14 protein-coding genes and 1 tRNA gene are annotated in these 16,194 nt (G+C 61.8%); 11 read left to right on the forward strand and 4 right to left on the reverse strand.

Annotation, left to right across the window (positions count from 1 at the left end):
* Positions 1–78 precede the first annotated feature (78 nt).
* The 7 genes from O8W32_07355 (at position 79) to O8W32_07385 (ending at position 8,309) form a co-directional block, all read left to right on the forward strand.
* A complete protein-coding gene (locus O8W32_07355) occupies positions 79–537 on the forward strand; it encodes a universal stress protein (GenBank protein WII08978.1) in 459 nt (152 codons plus the stop codon).
* A 102-nt stretch (positions 538–639) separates the two neighbouring features.
* Positions 640–1,437, forward strand: a complete 798-nt coding sequence (locus tag O8W32_07360) for a nitrogenase iron protein NifH (protein ID WII08979.1) — start codon at positions 640–642, stop codon at positions 1,435–1,437.
* Positions 1,437–2,219: a cobalamin biosynthesis protein CbiX gene (locus O8W32_07365; protein WII08980.1), complete on the forward strand. Its 783-nt coding sequence runs from the start codon at positions 1,437–1,439 to the stop codon at positions 2,217–2,219. The genes O8W32_07360 and O8W32_07365 overlap by 1 nt, the downstream gene beginning before the upstream one ends.
* Before the next feature lie 12 nt (positions 2,220–2,231).
* Complete coding sequence (cfbE, locus tag O8W32_07370; protein ID WII08981.1) at positions 2,232–3,443, forward strand: coenzyme F430 synthase; 1,212 nt, start codon at positions 2,232–2,234, stop codon at positions 3,441–3,443.
* Positions 3,440–4,525 carry a Ni-sirohydrochlorin a,c-diamide reductive cyclase catalytic subunit gene (gene cfbD, locus O8W32_07375; protein ID WII08982.1) on the forward strand — a complete coding sequence of 362 codons (1,086 nt, stop codon included), beginning with the start codon at positions 3,440–3,442 and terminating at the stop codon, positions 4,523–4,525. The genes cfbE and cfbD overlap by 4 nt, the downstream gene beginning before the upstream one ends.
* Positions 4,526–4,529: 4 nt before the next feature.
* On the forward strand, positions 4,530–5,864 hold the full coding sequence (cobB, locus tag O8W32_07380) for a hydrogenobyrinic acid a,c-diamide synthase (glutamine-hydrolyzing) (protein WII08983.1): 1,335 nt from the start codon (positions 4,530–4,532) through the stop codon (positions 5,862–5,864).
* 72 nt (positions 5,865–5,936) lie between these two features.
* Positions 5,937–8,309 carry a UvrD-helicase domain-containing protein gene (locus O8W32_07385; protein WII08984.1) on the forward strand — a complete coding sequence of 791 codons (2,373 nt, stop codon included), beginning with the start codon at positions 5,937–5,939 and terminating at the stop codon, positions 8,307–8,309.
* Positions 8,310–8,311: 2 nt separating this feature from the next.
* On the opposite strand, the gene O8W32_07390 is transcribed toward O8W32_07385, so the two are convergent.
* Together O8W32_07390 and O8W32_07395 are read right to left on the reverse strand one after the other, a co-directional pair.
* Complete coding sequence (locus O8W32_07390) at positions 8,312–8,962, reverse strand: bifunctional precorrin-2 dehydrogenase/sirohydrochlorin ferrochelatase (protein WII08985.1); 651 nt, start codon at positions 8,960–8,962, stop codon at positions 8,312–8,314.
* A gap of 5 nt (positions 8,963–8,967) precedes the next feature.
* A complete protein-coding gene (locus tag O8W32_07395; GenBank protein WII08986.1) occupies positions 8,968–9,768 on the reverse strand; it encodes a nitroreductase family protein in 801 nt (266 codons plus the stop codon).
* A 53-nt stretch (positions 9,769–9,821) separates the two neighbouring features.
* On the opposite strand from O8W32_07395, the gene O8W32_07400 reads away from it, so the two are divergent.
* From O8W32_07400 to O8W32_07415, 4 genes are all read left to right on the forward strand, one after another.
* On the forward strand, positions 9,822–10,472 hold the full coding sequence (locus O8W32_07400; GenBank protein ID WII08987.1) for an HD domain-containing protein: 651 nt from the start codon (positions 9,822–9,824) through the stop codon (positions 10,470–10,472).
* Between the two features lie 330 nt (positions 10,473–10,802).
* On the forward strand, positions 10,803–12,452 hold the full coding sequence (locus O8W32_07405; protein ID WII08988.1) for an AAA family ATPase: 1,650 nt from the start codon (positions 10,803–10,805) through the stop codon (positions 12,450–12,452).
* A gap of 227 nt (positions 12,453–12,679) precedes the next feature.
* Positions 12,680–12,755, forward strand: a tRNA-Glu gene (locus O8W32_07410).
* Between the two features lie 346 nt (positions 12,756–13,101).
* Positions 13,102–14,463: an ATP-binding protein gene (locus O8W32_07415; GenBank protein WII08989.1), complete on the forward strand. Its 1,362-nt coding sequence runs from the start codon at positions 13,102–13,104 to the stop codon at positions 14,461–14,463.
* Positions 14,464–14,516: 53 nt separating this feature from the next.
* Here O8W32_07415 and O8W32_07420 read toward each other — a convergent pair whose 3' ends face one another.
* Together O8W32_07420 and O8W32_07425 are read right to left on the reverse strand one after the other, a co-directional pair.
* Positions 14,517–15,332 (reverse strand): tetratricopeptide repeat protein, encoded by an 816-nt coding sequence (locus O8W32_07420; GenBank protein WII08990.1) that lies wholly within the window; start codon positions 15,330–15,332, stop codon positions 14,517–14,519.
* Between the two features lie 33 nt (positions 15,333–15,365).
* Positions 15,366–16,193 carry a tetratricopeptide repeat protein gene (locus O8W32_07425; GenBank protein ID WII08991.1) on the reverse strand — a complete coding sequence of 276 codons (828 nt, stop codon included), beginning with the start codon at positions 16,191–16,193 and terminating at the stop codon, positions 15,366–15,368.
* Position 16,194: the final 1 nt, after the last annotated feature.

Consider the following 16,194-nt stretch of genomic DNA (forward strand, 5'->3'; position numbering starts at 1 on the left):
ATTGTTTCACTGAATTGTCGGACACGGCTCCGTTCAGGGATGGTTTGATATCCGCGTATCGGATATCATGCTCCGAATATGACCGAAGAAACCAGCGCAACACCGCTCTTCAAGAGAATCCTCATCGCGGTCGACGGGAGCAACAGCAACCATGCCGCCGTCGATACCGGCCTCGCCCTTGCCAAGCGCCTCGGGTCCAGTGTGACCGCGCTCTGCGTCTTCGACATCGGCAGCTACGGCAACTATGCCTCCTCAGACGGCAGCAGCCAGGAGCGCGACTACATCATAAAGATCTCCGAGGAGTCCCTCGAGTACATCATCCAGAAGGGGAAGGAGATGGGGGTCTGCGTCACGCCCAAGATCGTTTCGGGCCATCCGTATGAGGCCATCGTCGCCGAGTCCGAGAATCACGACCTTGTGGTGACCGGGACCCTGGGACGCACCGGCATGAGGCGGGCCATCATCGGTTCCGTCGCCGAGAAGGTCGTCAGGCTGTCCAAGTGCCCCGTCCTGGTCTGCCGCAGCCCCGAGGACTGATCCTGCCGAGAGGCCGCCCCATACGCGGCCCGGCAGGGCCTGTGCCCGCCGGTAACACGGGCATAGGTTAATCTTATTATCCAAGCGGTCATAACTCGACGCATGCGCAGGATCGCCGTGTACGGCAAAGGCGGCATCGGCAAATCTACGACGTCCTCCAACGTCTCCGATGCTCTGGCCGAGAAGGGCCTCAGGGTCATGCAGATCGGGTGCGACCCGAAAGCGGATTCTACGCGCCTGCTCACCGGCACGGAGAGGCCGGCCACCGTCCTCCAGAAGATGAGGGACGGAGGGGAGCTGGAACTCGATGACATCGTCGCCGAGGGGAGGCACGGCGTCCTCTGCGTGGAATGCGGAGGCCCCAGGCCCGGTATGGGGTGCGCGGGAAGGGGGATCATGGCCGCCTTCGCGGAGCTCGAGAGGCTGGACGCCATGGACGTCTGCCGCCCGGACGTCATCGTGTACGACGTCCTCGGCGATGTCGTCTGCGGAGGCTTCGCGATGCCCATAAGGAACGGCTACGCCAGGGACGTTTTCGTCGTCACCTCCGGCGAGATGATGTCGCTCTATGCGGCGAACAACATCGCCGAGGCCGTCGCCGGGTTCAGGGAGGACGGCTATGCTAGGTTCGGGGGGCTCATCCAGAACTCCCGCGGCGTGGCCGGGGAGGACGGACTGGTGGACAGGGCGGCGGCCGAGATGGGGTCCCGCACGGTCTACCGCGTCCCCAGGAGCCCGACCGTGCAGGAATGCGAGGCCCGGCTCACCACTGTGGTGTCCGGCGCCCCGGAGTCCGCCCAGGCGGACGAGTACAGGAAACTGGCGCAAACGCTTTACGACCTGTCCGAGGATGTCGCCGGCGCCATGCGCCTGGGTCCTCCCGGAGGATGTGATTGCTGATGGCAAAGGGTATACTTGTTGCAGGGTACGGAACCAGGAAAGGGAACCTCGAGGAGGTCATGGAGAAGCAGGCCGCGAGGATGAGGGCCAGGGGGATCCCCGACGTTTACATCGGGTACTTCCGCGTGAGCTCTCCGTCTATCCCCGAGGCCATGGAGAAGATGGTCGCCGCCGGCATCGACGATGTCCTCGTCATCCCCTATTATATCGCCGAGGGGAAGATGACCCGCACCCTGATCCCGGAGAAGCTGGGCCTCCCGTGCTCTTACGGTGTCACCGAGAAGTTCGGGAAACCGGTAAAAGTACGCACCGCCCCCGCTTTCGGCGCCGGCGACCTGCTCGCCAACATCCTCTGCGACAAGCTTGCCGATGCGGGCGCTTCCAAGGACGACGGAATCCTCGTGCTGGGACACGGGACCCTGGACCCCCTGTCCGGCAACACCGAGGCCGTTGCGGACGCCGAGGAAAGACTGAAGAGGTACGGGTTCAGGAACGTCGCCCACGCGTACAACGAGTTCAACGAGCCCAGCGTCGCGGACGCGGTCGCAGAGCTCGTCTCCAAGGGAGCGGACCGCATCGTCGCCGTCCCGATGTTCATCGCTATGGGCCTCCACCTCGGCGAGGAGATCCCGGAGCAGATCGGCATCCCGCCGTACTCCCCCGGAGGAGACATCGAGGCCGGCGGCCGCAGGGTCCATGTGGATTATCTCAGGCCGGTCGAGGACGACCCCCGCCTGTGCGATGTGATGATCAAGCTTGCCAGGGATTTCTACGGTATGTGAGGTACAGGGAACATGAAGGTTCTGGTTCTCGATCTGGTCCACGGGGGCAAGGTCCTCGCGGAGGAATACCTGAAGAGAGGCGACGATGTCACCGCCACGGACGTGTACCACGTCACGCCCCGCGACATCATGGGCGACCTGAAGCACAAGGGCGCCAGGGTCATGCTGGATCCCCCGGCCGAGCATTTCGACCTGCTGGTCCAGCCCTGCCACTGCGCCGACGCGTTCATCGGGCAGGCCACTTACGATAAGAGGATCTGGTACTCCGAGGCCGTGGGGGAGTTCATCCGCGACAAGAGGTTCCGCGTGGAGATCACGGGGGTCAAGGGCAAGACCAGCACCGCGTACATACTGGCACATATACTCTCGGAGCAGGGGAAGCACGTTTACCTGCACTGCTCCCGCGGCATGGGGCCGTACGCCAAGGGGAAGCATTTCATCACCGAGTTCAAGTCGATCGCCCCGCCGATGCTCCTGACCATGCCCAAGGGCGAGTACGACGTCATGGTCTGCGAGGTGTCCCTGGGAGGATCCGGGAAGGCGGATATCGCCGCCATCACCAACCTGGTCGGCAACCCCGGGATAGCCAAGAATACCCGGACTTCGGAGGACGCCAAGAAGTACGTGCTGACAGACAGGGGCGTGAACATCGTCGCCGAGGAGGAGCAGGGCATCTGGTCGAAGTACGGGAAGCCGCTGCGCACCTACGGGCACCGCGTGACGCCGATCGGCAAACCTGTGTTCGGGGAGCCCCTGAAGGTCTCCGTGGACTACCGCGGCCGGCACGAGGCCACTCTCAGGGCGGACTATCTGGCACTTCAGTACCTGAGGTCCTTCGACATCGCCTTGGAGATATGCGACGCCATGGGCGTCCCCGCCGAGACCGTTATCGATGCGATGGAATCGTTCCCGGGCGTCCCGGGCCGCGGGGAGGTCTCCGTCGAGAACGGGATCAGGTACCTGAAGGACAGGAACCCCGGGATATCCCACATGAGCATCGATTACCTGTTGTCCTGCCTGAAGCAGATGGACGTCCTGGGCAATGCCGTCATCATGATGGACCCGGTGAACCGCAAGGTCTGCGACAAGCTCGACAAGGACGAGATCGGGGAGGTCTGCGCCCGCTACGGGGTACCGATCGTGCTGACCCAGCCCGGAGAGGAGCAGAAGGTCCCCGAAGGGAAGGACACGGTCATCTGCATGGTCAAAGAGGGGTACCAGTGAGCGTCCCGGCCGTGATCCACCCCCGGCCGAACCCCATCGTGGCGGCCATGTACACCCTGCGCGACATGGACGTCGACGTCATCGTCCTGCACGGCCCGGCCGGGTGCAGCTTCATGGCCTCCCGCCCGCTGGAGAACGCCGGCGTCAGGGTGGTGACCTCCGCGCTGAAGGAGGACGACCTCATCTTCGGGGGCTCCGAGCCCCTGATACGCACGCTCAAGGAGGTCCGCGCCAAGTTCGACCCGAAGACCGTCGCCGTCGTAGGCACCTGTGCCAGCTCCATCATCGGCGACGACATCGCCGCCTCCATCCGCCGCGCGGGCATCGGAGGCACCGTGTTCGCCGTGGACTGCCACGGATGCCTTCCGGCCAACACCGAGGGGGCCATCCGCGCCCTGAAGGCGGGCGCGGCGGCGGGCATCATCCCCCAGGCGGAATGCGACCGGCAGACCGCCCTGCTGAAGGCCGCCACGGAGCTGGAGAAGCGCAGGGGGATGGCCGCGAGGACGTACCTGTCACCGGCGGTCAGCCCGACCAAGCTGCATGTGTGCAGGGAGATCGCGCAGGCCCTGAAGGACGGGAAGAAGGTGGCCGTCGTCATGAACGCCAAGAAGGAGCTCGCCTACCGCTTCGCCGACATGTTCGTGGCCGTGGAGGAGGCCCGCCGGAAGCTGGGCGGGAGCACGTTCTTCATGGCCAACATGGACAGGAATCTCGGCCTGCCCCGCATCCGCAGGTACTGCGACAACATCCTCGCCGAGCTCGATTCCGACGGCGTGAAGATAGACCGGATCGTCGGCGGCCTCGACGAGTACGCGGTGGTCGGCGACCGCATGCAGGCGGAGCTGGACGCGCAGAAGCCCGACCTCACCGTGGTCCTGGGAATCTGCCACGCCCTCCCCGGCCTGAAGAAGGAGGACATCCTCATCACCGACCAGCCCAGGGAGCTCGCGAACTACCTGAACCAGAACTTCCTGCAGGCGGTGGGCGAGGTTTCCAGCCACAACATGGTCATGGGCGCGACCGGCATAGTCCACCTGGAGACCGCAGACACCCTCAGGGAGATCGTCAGGGAGATGTGATCCCGTGAAGGGGATCGTCATATCGGGCACCGGCAGCGGGGTCGGCAAGACCAGCATAGCCACCGGCCTGATGTCGAAGCTGTCCAAGCAGTACAGGGTGCAGGCCTTTAAGGCCGGCCCTGACTTCATCGACCCGATGTACCACACGGCGGCCACCGGCCGCCCCGGCAGGAACATCGACTCGTTCATGATGGACGACGGCACCATCAGGAACCTCGTCGGCTGGGCCTCCCGCGATGCCGACCTCTGCATCGTCGAAGGGGTCCGCGGGCTGTACGAGGGGTTCACCGGCGACGGCGACATCGGGTCCACTGCGTACCTGGCCAAGCTCCTGGGCTTCCCGGTGGTCCTCATCGTCGACGCCGGGTCGCTGACCAGGAGCGCCGCCGCCATCGTCCGCGGGTTCAGGGACTTCGATCCCGGCGTGAAGATCGCCGGCGTGATCCTCAACAAGGTCTCCGGGAAGCAGCATGCGGACAAGCTCGATGCCGCCATGCGCGAATACTGCCCGGACATCAGGGTCCTCGGCAAGATACGGAAAGACAGGGAGAACACCCTGGGCCAGAGGTACCTCGGCCTCAAGACCCTGCATTCGTTCGAGAAGGGGGAGATCGAGCCCCTCGAGAGGCTGGCCGACGGGGTGGACACCGACATGCTCATGGGGATCGCCGAGGACAGCCCCGCCGACCTCCCGGACAGGTGTCCGTATACGGTCAGGAAGGCGGGCATGAAGGCCGCCGTCCCCGCCGACGATGCGTACTCGTTCTACTACCGCGAGAACCTGGAGTGCCTGGAGGCATCCGGGATAGAGGTCGAGACCTTCCGGCCGGCGGACGGGGAGGGCATGCCCGACGCCGACATGGCCTACCTCGGGGGCGGGTACCCCGAGCTGTACGCCGATGCGATCTCCGCCAACACCGATTTCCTGGAGGGCCTGAAGCAGATGTCCCTCGAGGGGAAGCCGGTCCTGGGAGAATGCGGCGGCCTGATGACCATGTGCCGGAGCATGAAGCTCAAGGACGGCTCCGTCCGCAGGATGGCCGGGGTCTTCGATGCCGAGTCCGTGTTCGTGGACGTCCGCCATGGACCCACGTACATGCTGGCGGAAGGACTGGAGAACAATCCCTTGTTCAGGGGGCCGATGAAGGGCCACGAGTATCATTATTCCGAGGTCGTCCCCGGGAAGGACGCGGAGCTCTCGGTCAAGGTGGACCGCGGCCTGGGGATCCGTGACGGGATGGACGGGCTGACAGTCCGCCGGAGCCTGGGGACCTACATGCACCAGCACGCGCTGTCCTATTCAGACTGGGCCAGGGGCTTCGCCGAAGGCTTCGAATGACGGCATGAGCGTCCGGGCCGGCAGGATTGGGGAATCGAACAGATAATATGCCCAGACTTCCAAACCCTTCTCATGGCGCGGAGGTTCCCGTACGCATCCGATACTGTGAAGGAGATACGCCGCAGGATCTCCGCAGCGAACGCCATGGTGCCTCCGAAAGGGGAGTTCCTGGAGCCGGACGAATGCGACCGCATGCTCGATGAGGCCGGCCGGCTCATGGATATGAGGGGCTTCTCGCTGTCCTCGGCCGCCGCCAAGGAGGCATACTCCGACCTGAAATTCGCCGTGAGAGGAGCGGTCGGCAGGATAGAGAGGCACAACGAGACCCTGGGGAAGGCCGAGGCCTCGGAAGTGGGCAGGATCATCAACCCGGTGGAAGGCCGCGACCTCGATGAGCAGCAGCTGCAGGCCATCGCCACCGATGTCAGGAGCAGGCTGGTGGTCGCCGGTGCCGGCACGGGGAAGACCACCGTCATCGTCGGGCTGGTCAAGTACCTCCTGGCCGCCGGGAAGGCCCGCCCGGAGGAGATACTGGCACTGTCATTCACCAACGCCTCCGTGAACGAGCTCAGGGCCAGGCTGCTCGCGGAGACGGGGGAGGAGGTGAAGGTTTCCACCTTCCATTCCCTGGGCATGGGGATCATCGAGGCCGCCGAGGGTTCCCGCCCGTCAGTGTCGAAGCTGGAGATGAGCAGGTTCGTCAGCGACTCCCTGGACATCCTCTCCGACGTTCCCGGGTACCTGGAGGAGGCGGCCGAGTTCATCTCCCTCTCCCGCGGGGAGAGGGACGAGTCCTCGTTCGGCAGCTGGGAGGAGAGGACGGCCTGGTACCGCCGCACCCCTCTGAAGACCCAGAAGGGGGAATCGATGAACCTCTCGGGCGAACGGGAGATCGCCGATGCGCTCTATTTCGGCGGGATATCCTACCGTTTCGACGGGCCGGGGGCGGGGTTCCTCCTCAACGGCAGGAAGGTCCGCGTCCTCTATGCGGGGACAGGAAGCGACGGGAAACCGTGCAGATGGTTCCTGAAGAACCGTCCGGGCGCCGAGGGCGAGTACATGAACGAGCTCGCGAAGAGGCGGAAGTCGGCCGAGGCGGAGGGGTGCAGGGTGATCGAGGTCACGGCAGGGGAGCGCCTGGCCGGGAACCTGAGGCCCCTGCTGAAGAAGAGGCTGGAGGCCACTGGTATATCTTTCTCCGACATCCACAGCGACCGCCTCGAGGCCGCCGTCAAGGACCCGGTCGTCCGCCTGCAGCTGGTGTCACGGCTGTCGTCATCGCTCATCCTCCTGCGCGATACCGGCAAACCTCCCGAGGAGGTCTATCCCGACGGGGGACCGCCCGCCGAGAGGCTGATGCTGATGTCGCTCAGGAAGCTGCTGGAGCCGATGATCTCCGCGTACACCGAGTACCTGCGCCGGGAGGGGGCGGTCGACTTCTCTGACATGCTCAACCTGGCCGCCGAGGAGGTCCGCAGCGGCAGGTACCGCAACCCGTACCGCTGGGTCATTGTCGACGAGTACCAGGACCTGGCCGGGCCGTCGTTCAGGCTGCTGAAGGAGCTCCGCGCCAGCTCCGATTATCATCTGTTCTGCGTGGGCGACGATTGGCAGTCCATCTACCGCTTCAACGGCTCGGATGTAGGCTACATCATGGATTTCGAGAACCACTGGGGAGGGGCGGAGGTGCTCAGGATCGAGCGCACGTACCGCTTCTCGGGGGAACTGCTCAATGCGAGCGGGAATTTCATCATGCGCAACCCCCGGCAGATCCCCAAGTTCCTGCAGGGAGGAGACGGGAACACGTTCCTGGAGGGCCTGTGGGTGCGCCACGGCGGCCCGCCGTTCCCGGAGCTGTCGGATGCGCTGGGGAAGCTTCCGCAGGGCGCCTCCGTCCTCCTGCTGGGGAGGTACACCTTCGACGAGAAGCTCCTGGAGTACACAGGCATCACCGCAGGGGATTCGGGCGACGATGCAGTGCTCTTCGAGGCGCGCCCGGACCTGAAGATCAGGTTCCTCACCGTGCACCGCTCCAAAGGCCTGGAGGCCGACTACGTGTTCGTCATCAACTGCCGGGACGGCCTCCTGGGGTTCCCGAACCTCATGGACGATTCTCCCCTGGCGAAGTTCCTGATGGCCGGGAAGGACGAATTCCCGCTCGCGGAAGAGAGGAGGCTGTTCTATGTGGCGGTCACGCGCGCCAGGAAGGGAACGTTCCTGGTGGTGGACCCGAAGTTGGAATCCCCGTTCGCGATCGAGATACTGGCCTCGGTCGCTGCGGAGAGGGGAGAGGAATCGCATCTCTGCCCCAAATGCGGGGCGCCGCTGACGCTCCGCGAGAGCAGGTTCGGAACGTTCTGGGGATGCAGCAGGTACCCGGACTGCACCTACACCCTGAACGTGGAGAGGAAGTCCCCGCGCCCCCGGAGAAGAGGGCGCAGATGAAGTCAAAGATATTTTTCCATTAACTTCTTGGCTTCCCTTTCAGCGCCGGCCTTGTCGCCGTTCCTGAGAAGATTCCAAACAGCTTCGTCGGCGAGCACCTCGGCGAGGTACTTGGCCCGGTCGGGCTGCCTGGACATCCTCTCCTTCAGGCCCTTCCTGAGCTCTGTGAGCAGGTCGAGCATATCCTCGTACTCGGGCCCCAGGAAGGCGTCGATCTTCGATGCGACGTAAGGGGGGAACGCGGGCGCCGAGCCCTCCGAGGACACGGCCACGGTGAAGTTCCTCTTCCTGACCGAGGACGGCAGCAGCAGGTCGCCCCCGCCGTGGGCGGAGTTGGCCAGCACCCCGCATCTAAGCGCCTCGTCCCTTATGGCCGCGTTGAGCTCCTGCGAGTTCGTGGCGGCGACCGCGGCGAAGGCGCCGTCGAGGTACCCTGCGACATCCTCCGGGACGACCTCGGCGAGGATCAGCCGGTCAACGACCTCCGATATGCCGTCGACGGCATCCTCGGCGATGACAGTGATGTCGAATCCTCTGAACTGCCTGCATTTGCGGTACGCGACCTCCCCTCCGCCGAAGACCACGATCCTGCGGTCCTTCGACGGCTTCAGGAAGACCGGCACCATCCTTGTACGCTCGTTTTCCTCTGCCATATAGATCAGCTCCAATGCACCGCTGTGCTCCGCGGCGGGACGGTCCTCGCGAACCTGATCCTGGGGTGCCCGCAGACGAAGACGCACTTCAGTTTCTTATCCCGCGGAACCTCCGGGAAGAATGCGGCGAACCTCTCCGGGTCCCTTTCGGCGGCCATGTTCATGAACAGGGAGTAGAACCCTCCCAATCCTTCTGCGCAGAGGGCTAGTTCCACCCGGGCCATGGCGATGAACGCATTTGCGTCTACCTTCGCGAACGTCAGTATGAGCTGCCTCCCCTCCCAGAGGAACGGGTGGCGCTTCGGGTCGGGACGGTCGCCTTCCATCCAGCGGCAGAACTCCCCGATCCTGGGGAGATTCCCGCGGATCGGCTTCAGGATCCCGTACACCATCTGCATGAAATCATCGAGCCTGTTCTCCAGGACCACGAACTCGACATCCTCGTAGTTCATTGCGGTCGGGCTCAGCGCCCCGGCCGCCAGCGCCGGTCTCAGTTCGTCTTCGGTCAGGTTCCTGTCGAACCAGCGGATGCTCCTCCTCTGCTCCAGGAAGTCCATGAACCGCCCGTAATCGACGGCAGGTTCCTTCCGGACCGGTTTCGGGTCGTAGTCCGAGCCCTTCACCGATATCGCTCCCTTCGGGCAGACGGCGAAGCAGTGGAAGCAGGCGAAGCACCTGTCGCCGGTGTAGACGGCCTTCTTCCCGCGGATCTCTATTGCGTTCCTGATGCAGACAGACACGCATCTCCCGCAGCCGACGCATTTCGAGGGGTCGGCCTCCAGGATATCAGATGCAAGGAACTCCATGGCGGATAATCGGCTTCCAGATATAGAAATACGGACACGGCATGACCGGGAGCATGGATGCGGACTGGGAGGCCAAGGCGGAGGCGTACATAACAGGCGTGTTCGCGGCAGATTCATCGGGGCACGACGTCTGGCACAGCATCAGGGTGTACAGGACGGCGATGTCCATCTGCTCGGAGGAGAAAGGAGCCGACCCGGTCATCGTCTGGGCCGCCGCCCTGCTGCACGATGTCGACGACAGGAAGCTGGGAGGGGACCCTGCGGGCCAGCCGAAGGCCAGGTACTTCCTTTTGAAGGTGCATGCGACCGAGGAGGAGACGGAAGCGGTGCTCAGAGCGATTTCCGAGGTCCCGTTCAAGGCATCCGGAACCGTCGTCCCTTCTTCGTTGGAAGGCAAGATCGTCCAGGATGCGGACAGGCTCGATGCAATAGGGGCGATAGGGATAGCGAGGGCCTTCGCCTACGGAGGGGCCCACAAGAGGCCGATGTACGACCCATTCGCGAAGTACAGCGGGGATCCGACCGAGGAGGAGTACCTGAGAGGGTCTCCCGATACCATATCCCACTTCCGCCAAAAGCTGCTGAAGCTGAAGGGCATGATGAACACGGAGGCAGGGAAGAGGATTGCGGAGCACCGCCATGAGGTGCTGGAGAGTTTTCTTGAGGAGTTCGCCGACGAGTGGGAGGGGAAGTTCCGAACGTAACAGGTCTGGATCCCCGGAAAGAGCATGCTGCCGCGGCACAGCATATGCTACGAGTTTCATGGATCGCTCATTCCGGATGTGCCAGACGCAGTTATATGCTATGAATCTGAAATTCAGCATCTGAAGAAATCCGGTCACAGCGATATTGGATCAGAGGCTGAGAGGACCCGGAATTTTGTTCGGCGCCGATGCTGAGTTCCCGCTGACTGCCGCATCCGGGTTATAAGTAAACCGTTTCCGCGTATGCTCTCCATGGGACATCTCGGTTCCGAGGATCAAAGAGAGAAAGGGAAGGACAGTGATTTAAACACGGCAATCGATTGGAAGTCCATGGAAGCGGCGATCGGCATCCAGAACTTCAGCGAGGTACGCGACAAGGGAGCGTACTACGTCGACAAATCGGAGCTCATCGGCAGGATCCTCGAAAAAAGGTCCACGAAGGCCTTCCTGTTCACAAGGCCCAGGCGCTTCGGGAAATCGCTAAACCTCAGCATGCTGGACGCCTACCTGAACCTGAAATACAAAGGGAATTCCTGGTTCGACGGGCTGAAGGTCTCCGAGCTCAGACCGGACGACCCGATGAAGAACTCCTTCCCGGTCATCTGCGTCGACATGAAGGGGATGTACGGATACGATTATTCCATGACCGTCGATTGCGTAAGCTCCCAGATGGCGAAAGTGTTCTGGAGGCATAATGAGTTGAGGGACTCCGAGGCCCTCAGTCCGGAACAGAGGGACGTCTTCCGGAGGCTGGCCGGCGGTAAGGGGAGCGAAGGCGAGCTCGAATCGTCTCTCCAGACGCTATCGATGCTGCTGGAGATTCATTATGGCAGGAAAGCGGTCATCCTCATCGACGAGTACGACACGCCCATCAACAGCACCTGCAGCCTGGACGATTCGAAGCGCATCCTGGGCTTCTTCCGCAGGTTCCTGTCGGACGCCCTCAAAGGGAACGACTCGCTGGAGTTTTCGGTCATGACCGGCATCATGCAGATATCGAAGGAGAGCATCTTCAGTGGGCTCAACAACCTCAGAGCAGACAGCATCCTGTCCGCCGGGTTCGACGACATGTTCGGGTTCACGGAGCCGGAGGTCCGGAAGCTATGCGCGGACTTCGGGCGGCCGGAGAGGTTCGCCGAGGCCAAGGAATGGTACGACGGCTACCGCTTCGGGAACGCAGACTTGTACAATCCGTGGAGCATCCTCATGTACGTCAGCGAGAAGTTCACGCCCGGGAAGTATTGGGCAGGAACCAGCGGCAACAGCATCATAGCGGATCTGGTGAACAACGTCGATCATGATATGTTCGGGGATCTCAAAATACTTGAATCGGGAGGTTCGATATCTGCGGATATCGAAATGTCCGTTACGTTCGAAGGTCTCCGCGACCCCGGCGGCAAGGACATCTACTCCGTTCTGGCCGCGTCGGGATACCTCCGCGCGGAGATGGACGGAGGCCATTACAGGCTCACCATCCCTAACAGGGAGATGCAGAAGGTCTACTGCGACGCCGTCATCGGGGCTCTTGGGAGGTTCAGGGACGTGAGGAAGCCGGTCGATGGCTTCTGCAGCGCTGTGCTGAAAGGAGACGTGAAGGCGATGGAAGAGTCTCTGCAGAATGTTCTGGACGCTCTTGCGAGCATTAGGATCCTCGATTCGGAGCACGTCTATCAAATGATGGTCCTCATGATGCTTGCTCGCCTCAGAGGCACCTGCGAGGTTGATTCCGACCATGAGGCAGGGGACGGCTACTACGATATCCGTGTCCTGAGCCTCGTCCCGAGGAGTCCGAGCATCATCATCGAGATCAAGCGCTGCAGAACCGCCAAGCAGGCCGAGACGGCGGCGAAGGCGGCGATAACTCAGATCCGCGACAGACGGTACTTCTCAGGTCTGAAGGGTGAGGCCATCCTTTACGGCGTTGCCTTCTTCGGGAAGAAGACGAAGATTGCCGTCGAGCGCATTTCCTGCGGTAGATGATGTTTCCCGGGATTACCTTTCCGAAAGTCGTCCGAGGGCGGTGCCCTTTTCTGCGCAACGACGAATCATGGAACGGCGGAGATACAAAAGTGTGGCTTCTGCCACATGCCTGCTGTCGAGCACTGACAGATTGTTTCTGGGATCAGATTTCAGCAATGCCTCGGGGCCTGGTTCACGGTTCTTCCAGCGTAACTATTATAAACAACATCTGAATGTGGAAGAATACTGCTCCTGTAGTGTAGCGGCCAATCATGAAGCCCTCTCGAGGCTTCGACATGGGTCCAAATCCCATCGGGAGCACCATTCTACTTTTCTTTGCTGGCTGTTCTGTGGCTTGTTTGCTGTCCGGCCCGTCTCGGATTCTGTTCCATGCGCTCTCGGATCTGTTCGAAAAGTATCTTGAATGCATTTGATTTAGTGGATCAAATGTCTTCTTGTTCGAAACACGGTGATTGATCGCTTGGGTTCATCAACCGCATTGCATAGAGACAATTCCTTCTGACTCTTGTTTCCAAAGCGGATCTATCGGATATTCTCTGGGCATGATTACATTCTCGTTCAAGGATTAGAGAAGTTCATATACAATTAATCTAATACAGATTAGACTAATTTAAATTAGACTAATATAGATTAGAAAGTTGGCAGCACTATGGAATTCATCGGAAGGAAAGAGGAATCGTCCATATTGGAGGACGAATATGGGAAGAGAAGCAGTCTCGTGATAATATATGGCCGTCGCAGGGTAGGCAAGACCGCTCTGATTGATAATTTTTTGAGGAATAAGGTTAATTCATTATATTTTCTGGCCACAGAAGAATCGTCGCCTTTGAATCTGGAAAGGTTCTCTTCATCTGTATCAAAGCTTCTGGGTATTCCGAGCGCCATGTTCCGGGATTGGGAGTCCGCTCTTGATGCGGCCACCAAAGGCAGGAAGACAGTCGTTGCTATTGATGAGTTCCAGTATCTGGCACAGGCCGATCCTGCTCTCCCTTCCGTATTCCAGCATGCATGGGATACAATCCTTTCCAAAAGGGGTGTCATGCTCATCCTGTGCGGTTCGTTCATAGGTATGATGGAGAAGTACACTCTGAACTACTCGAGCCCCCTGTACGGCAGGAGGACTGCATCCATCAAACTGGGCCCTCTGACGTTCTCGGACGTGTGCTCCGTCTCGAAGGGAATAGCGTACCGCAGTCTGGTGGAACGTTATGCCGTGACCGGAGGGGTTCCCCGCTATATGGAGATCATGAACGGAACTTCTCTGGAAGAGGATGTACGCCGTCATATCTTCAGCCGCAACGGCATTCTGCACGAGGAGCCTTTGTTCCTGCTCAAGGACGAGGTGAAGGACCCAGTAAACTACATCAGCATCCTCCGTACGATTGCTGCCGGTAACCGCAAAGTCTCTGACATCGCCGGCAGGATGGAGGTTCCCAGCAACCGCCTCAGCCCCTATCTCAGTACGCTGACGGATATGGAAATCTTGGAGCGTGCGGTTCCTGTAACGGAGAACAATCCCGAAAGATGCCGCAACGGGATCTATCGCATAAAGGATGGGCTGATCGGCTTCTGGTTTGCTTTTGTCTATCCATACATGGAGTATCTGGACAAGGGACATGCGGATGCGGCCATGGAGAACTTCCGCGCCCGTTTCGATGAGAGTTTCGCAAGTTTCGCTTTCGAGAACATATGCCGTGAAATCGCTGCGAATGAGCTGAAGGGATACCGGAAGACTGGTTCGTACTGGGACAGGGATACGGAGATCGATGTCGTGGCCGTGGATCCCGACGGAAGGAGGATATTCGCAGGCGAATGCAAGTTCCGCAGGGAGGAGAAGGTCACGGTGAAGGTGCTGGAATCCCTTAAGGCGAAATGTGCGAAAGTACGCGATTTCGAGGGATATTCTCTGGAGTACGGCATGTTCTCTGTATCGGGTTTCGATGAGAACCTCAAGGCAGAGGCTGAGAAGGAGGGCGTGAGGCTCTTCGACCTCTCGGGATGTCCGCAATGAGGGTGCGGTTTCGGACCTCTCGGATGTGCATGCCGCCGCACAGGATATGCTCATCAAGCGGTTTCCCGCCCTCGCTTCTTCTGGGACCTTTCCTTCTGGATCCTCTCGAACTCCCTGACGGCCGGGATGAACCCCGCCGCCGCGCCCTTCCTGAGCAGTTCCAGGGCCAGGGCCCTGTTCGGAGGCTTGATCTCGCCGTTCAGGTGCATGAGGGCCAGCCTGAACTGGGCGCGTTCGTCGCCCTTGCCGGCGGCCGACCTGAGCCAGCGCTCGGCCCTCGCCGTGTCCTTGTCGGTCCCTTTCCCGTCATGGTACATGTTGCCGACGGCCGTCTGGGCCCGGGGGTGCTTAAGCTTCGCAGCCTCGTAGTACCATCTGAACGCCTCGCGGTAGTCCTTGAACGTCCCTTCGCCGCGCTCGTACATCTGCCCCAGCTGGTACATCGCCTCCGCGGTGGAATGGGGCGCGGCCTCCTTCAGGATGGAGAACGCTTTATCGGGGTCCCGGGGGCAGCCTTTCCCGCGGCGCATCATGATCCCGGTCATGGCGCGCGCATCGATGTCCCCTTTGGCACCGGCCTCGGAATACCACCTGAACGCCTCCACATCGGAGGCCGGGACGCCGTACCCTCCGAGGCAGCGGTCGCCCATGTCGTGGCAGGCGTCCGCCAGACCGCCTTCGGCGGCCAGGCGGACCCATTCCGCGCACTGGTCGTCGGACAGGAGCCTGTACTCGGCGCCGATGAGGGCGACGGCGTACTCTGTCTCCGGGTCGCCCTCGGCGCGGATCCTGGCGAAGCAGCGGTCGGCGGCCTCCCCGTCGCCCCTTCCGACGGCGCCCAGCGCCTCTTCGACCAGGTCCCTGTTCATCGGGAGGTCTTGATGGAGCCTGCCGTTAAAAACTCACTGCTCGGAGCCGGAGAGCCTTTCCCTGGCCAGCTTCATGGCGTCCTTCGCGTCCTGCACTCCGGCCTTGGCGGCCTTCTCGAACAGCGACAGCGCCTTCTGCGGGTCTGCGGGGATCTCGTTGCCGTAGAGCAGCATGAGGCCGAGGTTGTACTGCGCCTCGGGGTGGCCGGCGTCGGACGCTTTCCCGTACCATTCGGCGGCCTTCTGCGGGTCCTTGGGGACGCCCTCGCCCTCATGGTACATGACGGCGAGGTTGTACATCGCGCGGGTCTCACCCGCCGCGGCGGCCTTGGAGCACCATTCGAACGCTTTCGCGTGGTCCTGAGGCACGCCTTCCCCGTTCTCGTAGAGGACGGCGAGGTTGAACTGGGCCCCGGAATAGCCCTGCTCTGCGGACTTCGCGATCATCTCGGCCGCGAGGGCATCGTCCCTCTTCGGGCCGGAGCCGTCCAGCAGCATGATCCCCATCTGGTTCTGGGCGCGGGCGTGCCCCTGCTCCGCGGCCCTGCTGTACCAGACGTAAGCTTTGGACAGGTCCTTGGCGGTGCCGTATCCCAGGGAATAGTAGTTGCCGAGGTGGTACTGAGCCTCGGCGTAGCCCTGCTCTGCGGAGTCGCTCATGAGCTCGAACGATTCCTCCGCAGTGTGCCCCAGTTCCGGGAAGTCGGAGATCACCGCGGCGGCCGCGAACTGGGCGACCGCATCGCCGTCGGCGGCAGCGGCCATGAACTCGGAGAGGGCACCGGAGTAATCGGAGGACGCCAGCAGCTCGGCGCCCTTCTTCAGGCGGGGGCTGCGGGCCCCGGGAGGATCGGAGGGCATG

This window comes from Methanomassiliicoccales archaeon LGM-DZ1 (assembly GCA_030168595.1).
In the GTDB taxonomy this organism is placed as follows: domain Archaea; phylum Thermoplasmatota; class Thermoplasmata; order Methanomassiliicoccales; family Methanomethylophilaceae; genus Methanomethylophilus.

Excerpts from the sequence above, each read along its gene's own strand:
- O8W32_07365 (WII08980.1), top strand. The coding sequence starts at position 1,437 with ATGGCAAAGGGTATACTTGTTGCAGGGTACGGAACCAGGAAAGGGAAC.
- O8W32_07390 (WII08985.1), bottom strand. The coding sequence starts at position 8,962 with ATGGCAGAGGAAAACGAGCGTACAAGGATGGTGCCGGTCTTCCTGAAG.
- cfbE (WII08981.1), top strand. The coding sequence starts at position 2,232 with ATGAAGGTTCTGGTTCTCGATCTGGTCCACGGGGGCAAGGTCCTCGCG.
- O8W32_07355 (WII08978.1), top strand. The coding sequence starts at position 79 with ATGACCGAAGAAACCAGCGCAACACCGCTCTTCAAGAGAATCCTCATC.
- O8W32_07395 (WII08986.1), bottom strand. The coding sequence starts at position 9,768 with ATGGAGTTCCTTGCATCTGATATCCTGGAGGCCGACCCCTCGAAATGC.
- O8W32_07420 (WII08990.1), bottom strand. The coding sequence starts at position 15,332 with ATGAACAGGGACCTGGTCGAAGAGGCGCTGGGCGCCGTCGGAAGGGGC.
- O8W32_07415 (WII08989.1), top strand. The coding sequence starts at position 13,102 with ATGGAATTCATCGGAAGGAAAGAGGAATCGTCCATATTGGAGGACGAA.
- O8W32_07400 (WII08987.1), top strand. The coding sequence starts at position 9,822 with ATGGATGCGGACTGGGAGGCCAAGGCGGAGGCGTACATAACAGGCGTG.
- O8W32_07385 (WII08984.1), top strand. The coding sequence starts at position 5,937 with ATGGCGCGGAGGTTCCCGTACGCATCCGATACTGTGAAGGAGATACGC.
- O8W32_07425 (WII08991.1), bottom strand. The coding sequence starts at position 16,193 with ATGCCCTCCGATCCTCCCGGGGCCCGCAGCCCCCGCCTGAAGAAGGGC.
- O8W32_07360 (WII08979.1), top strand. The coding sequence starts at position 640 with ATGCGCAGGATCGCCGTGTACGGCAAAGGCGGCATCGGCAAATCTACG.
- O8W32_07405 (WII08988.1), top strand. The coding sequence starts at position 10,803 with ATGGAAGCGGCGATCGGCATCCAGAACTTCAGCGAGGTACGCGACAAG.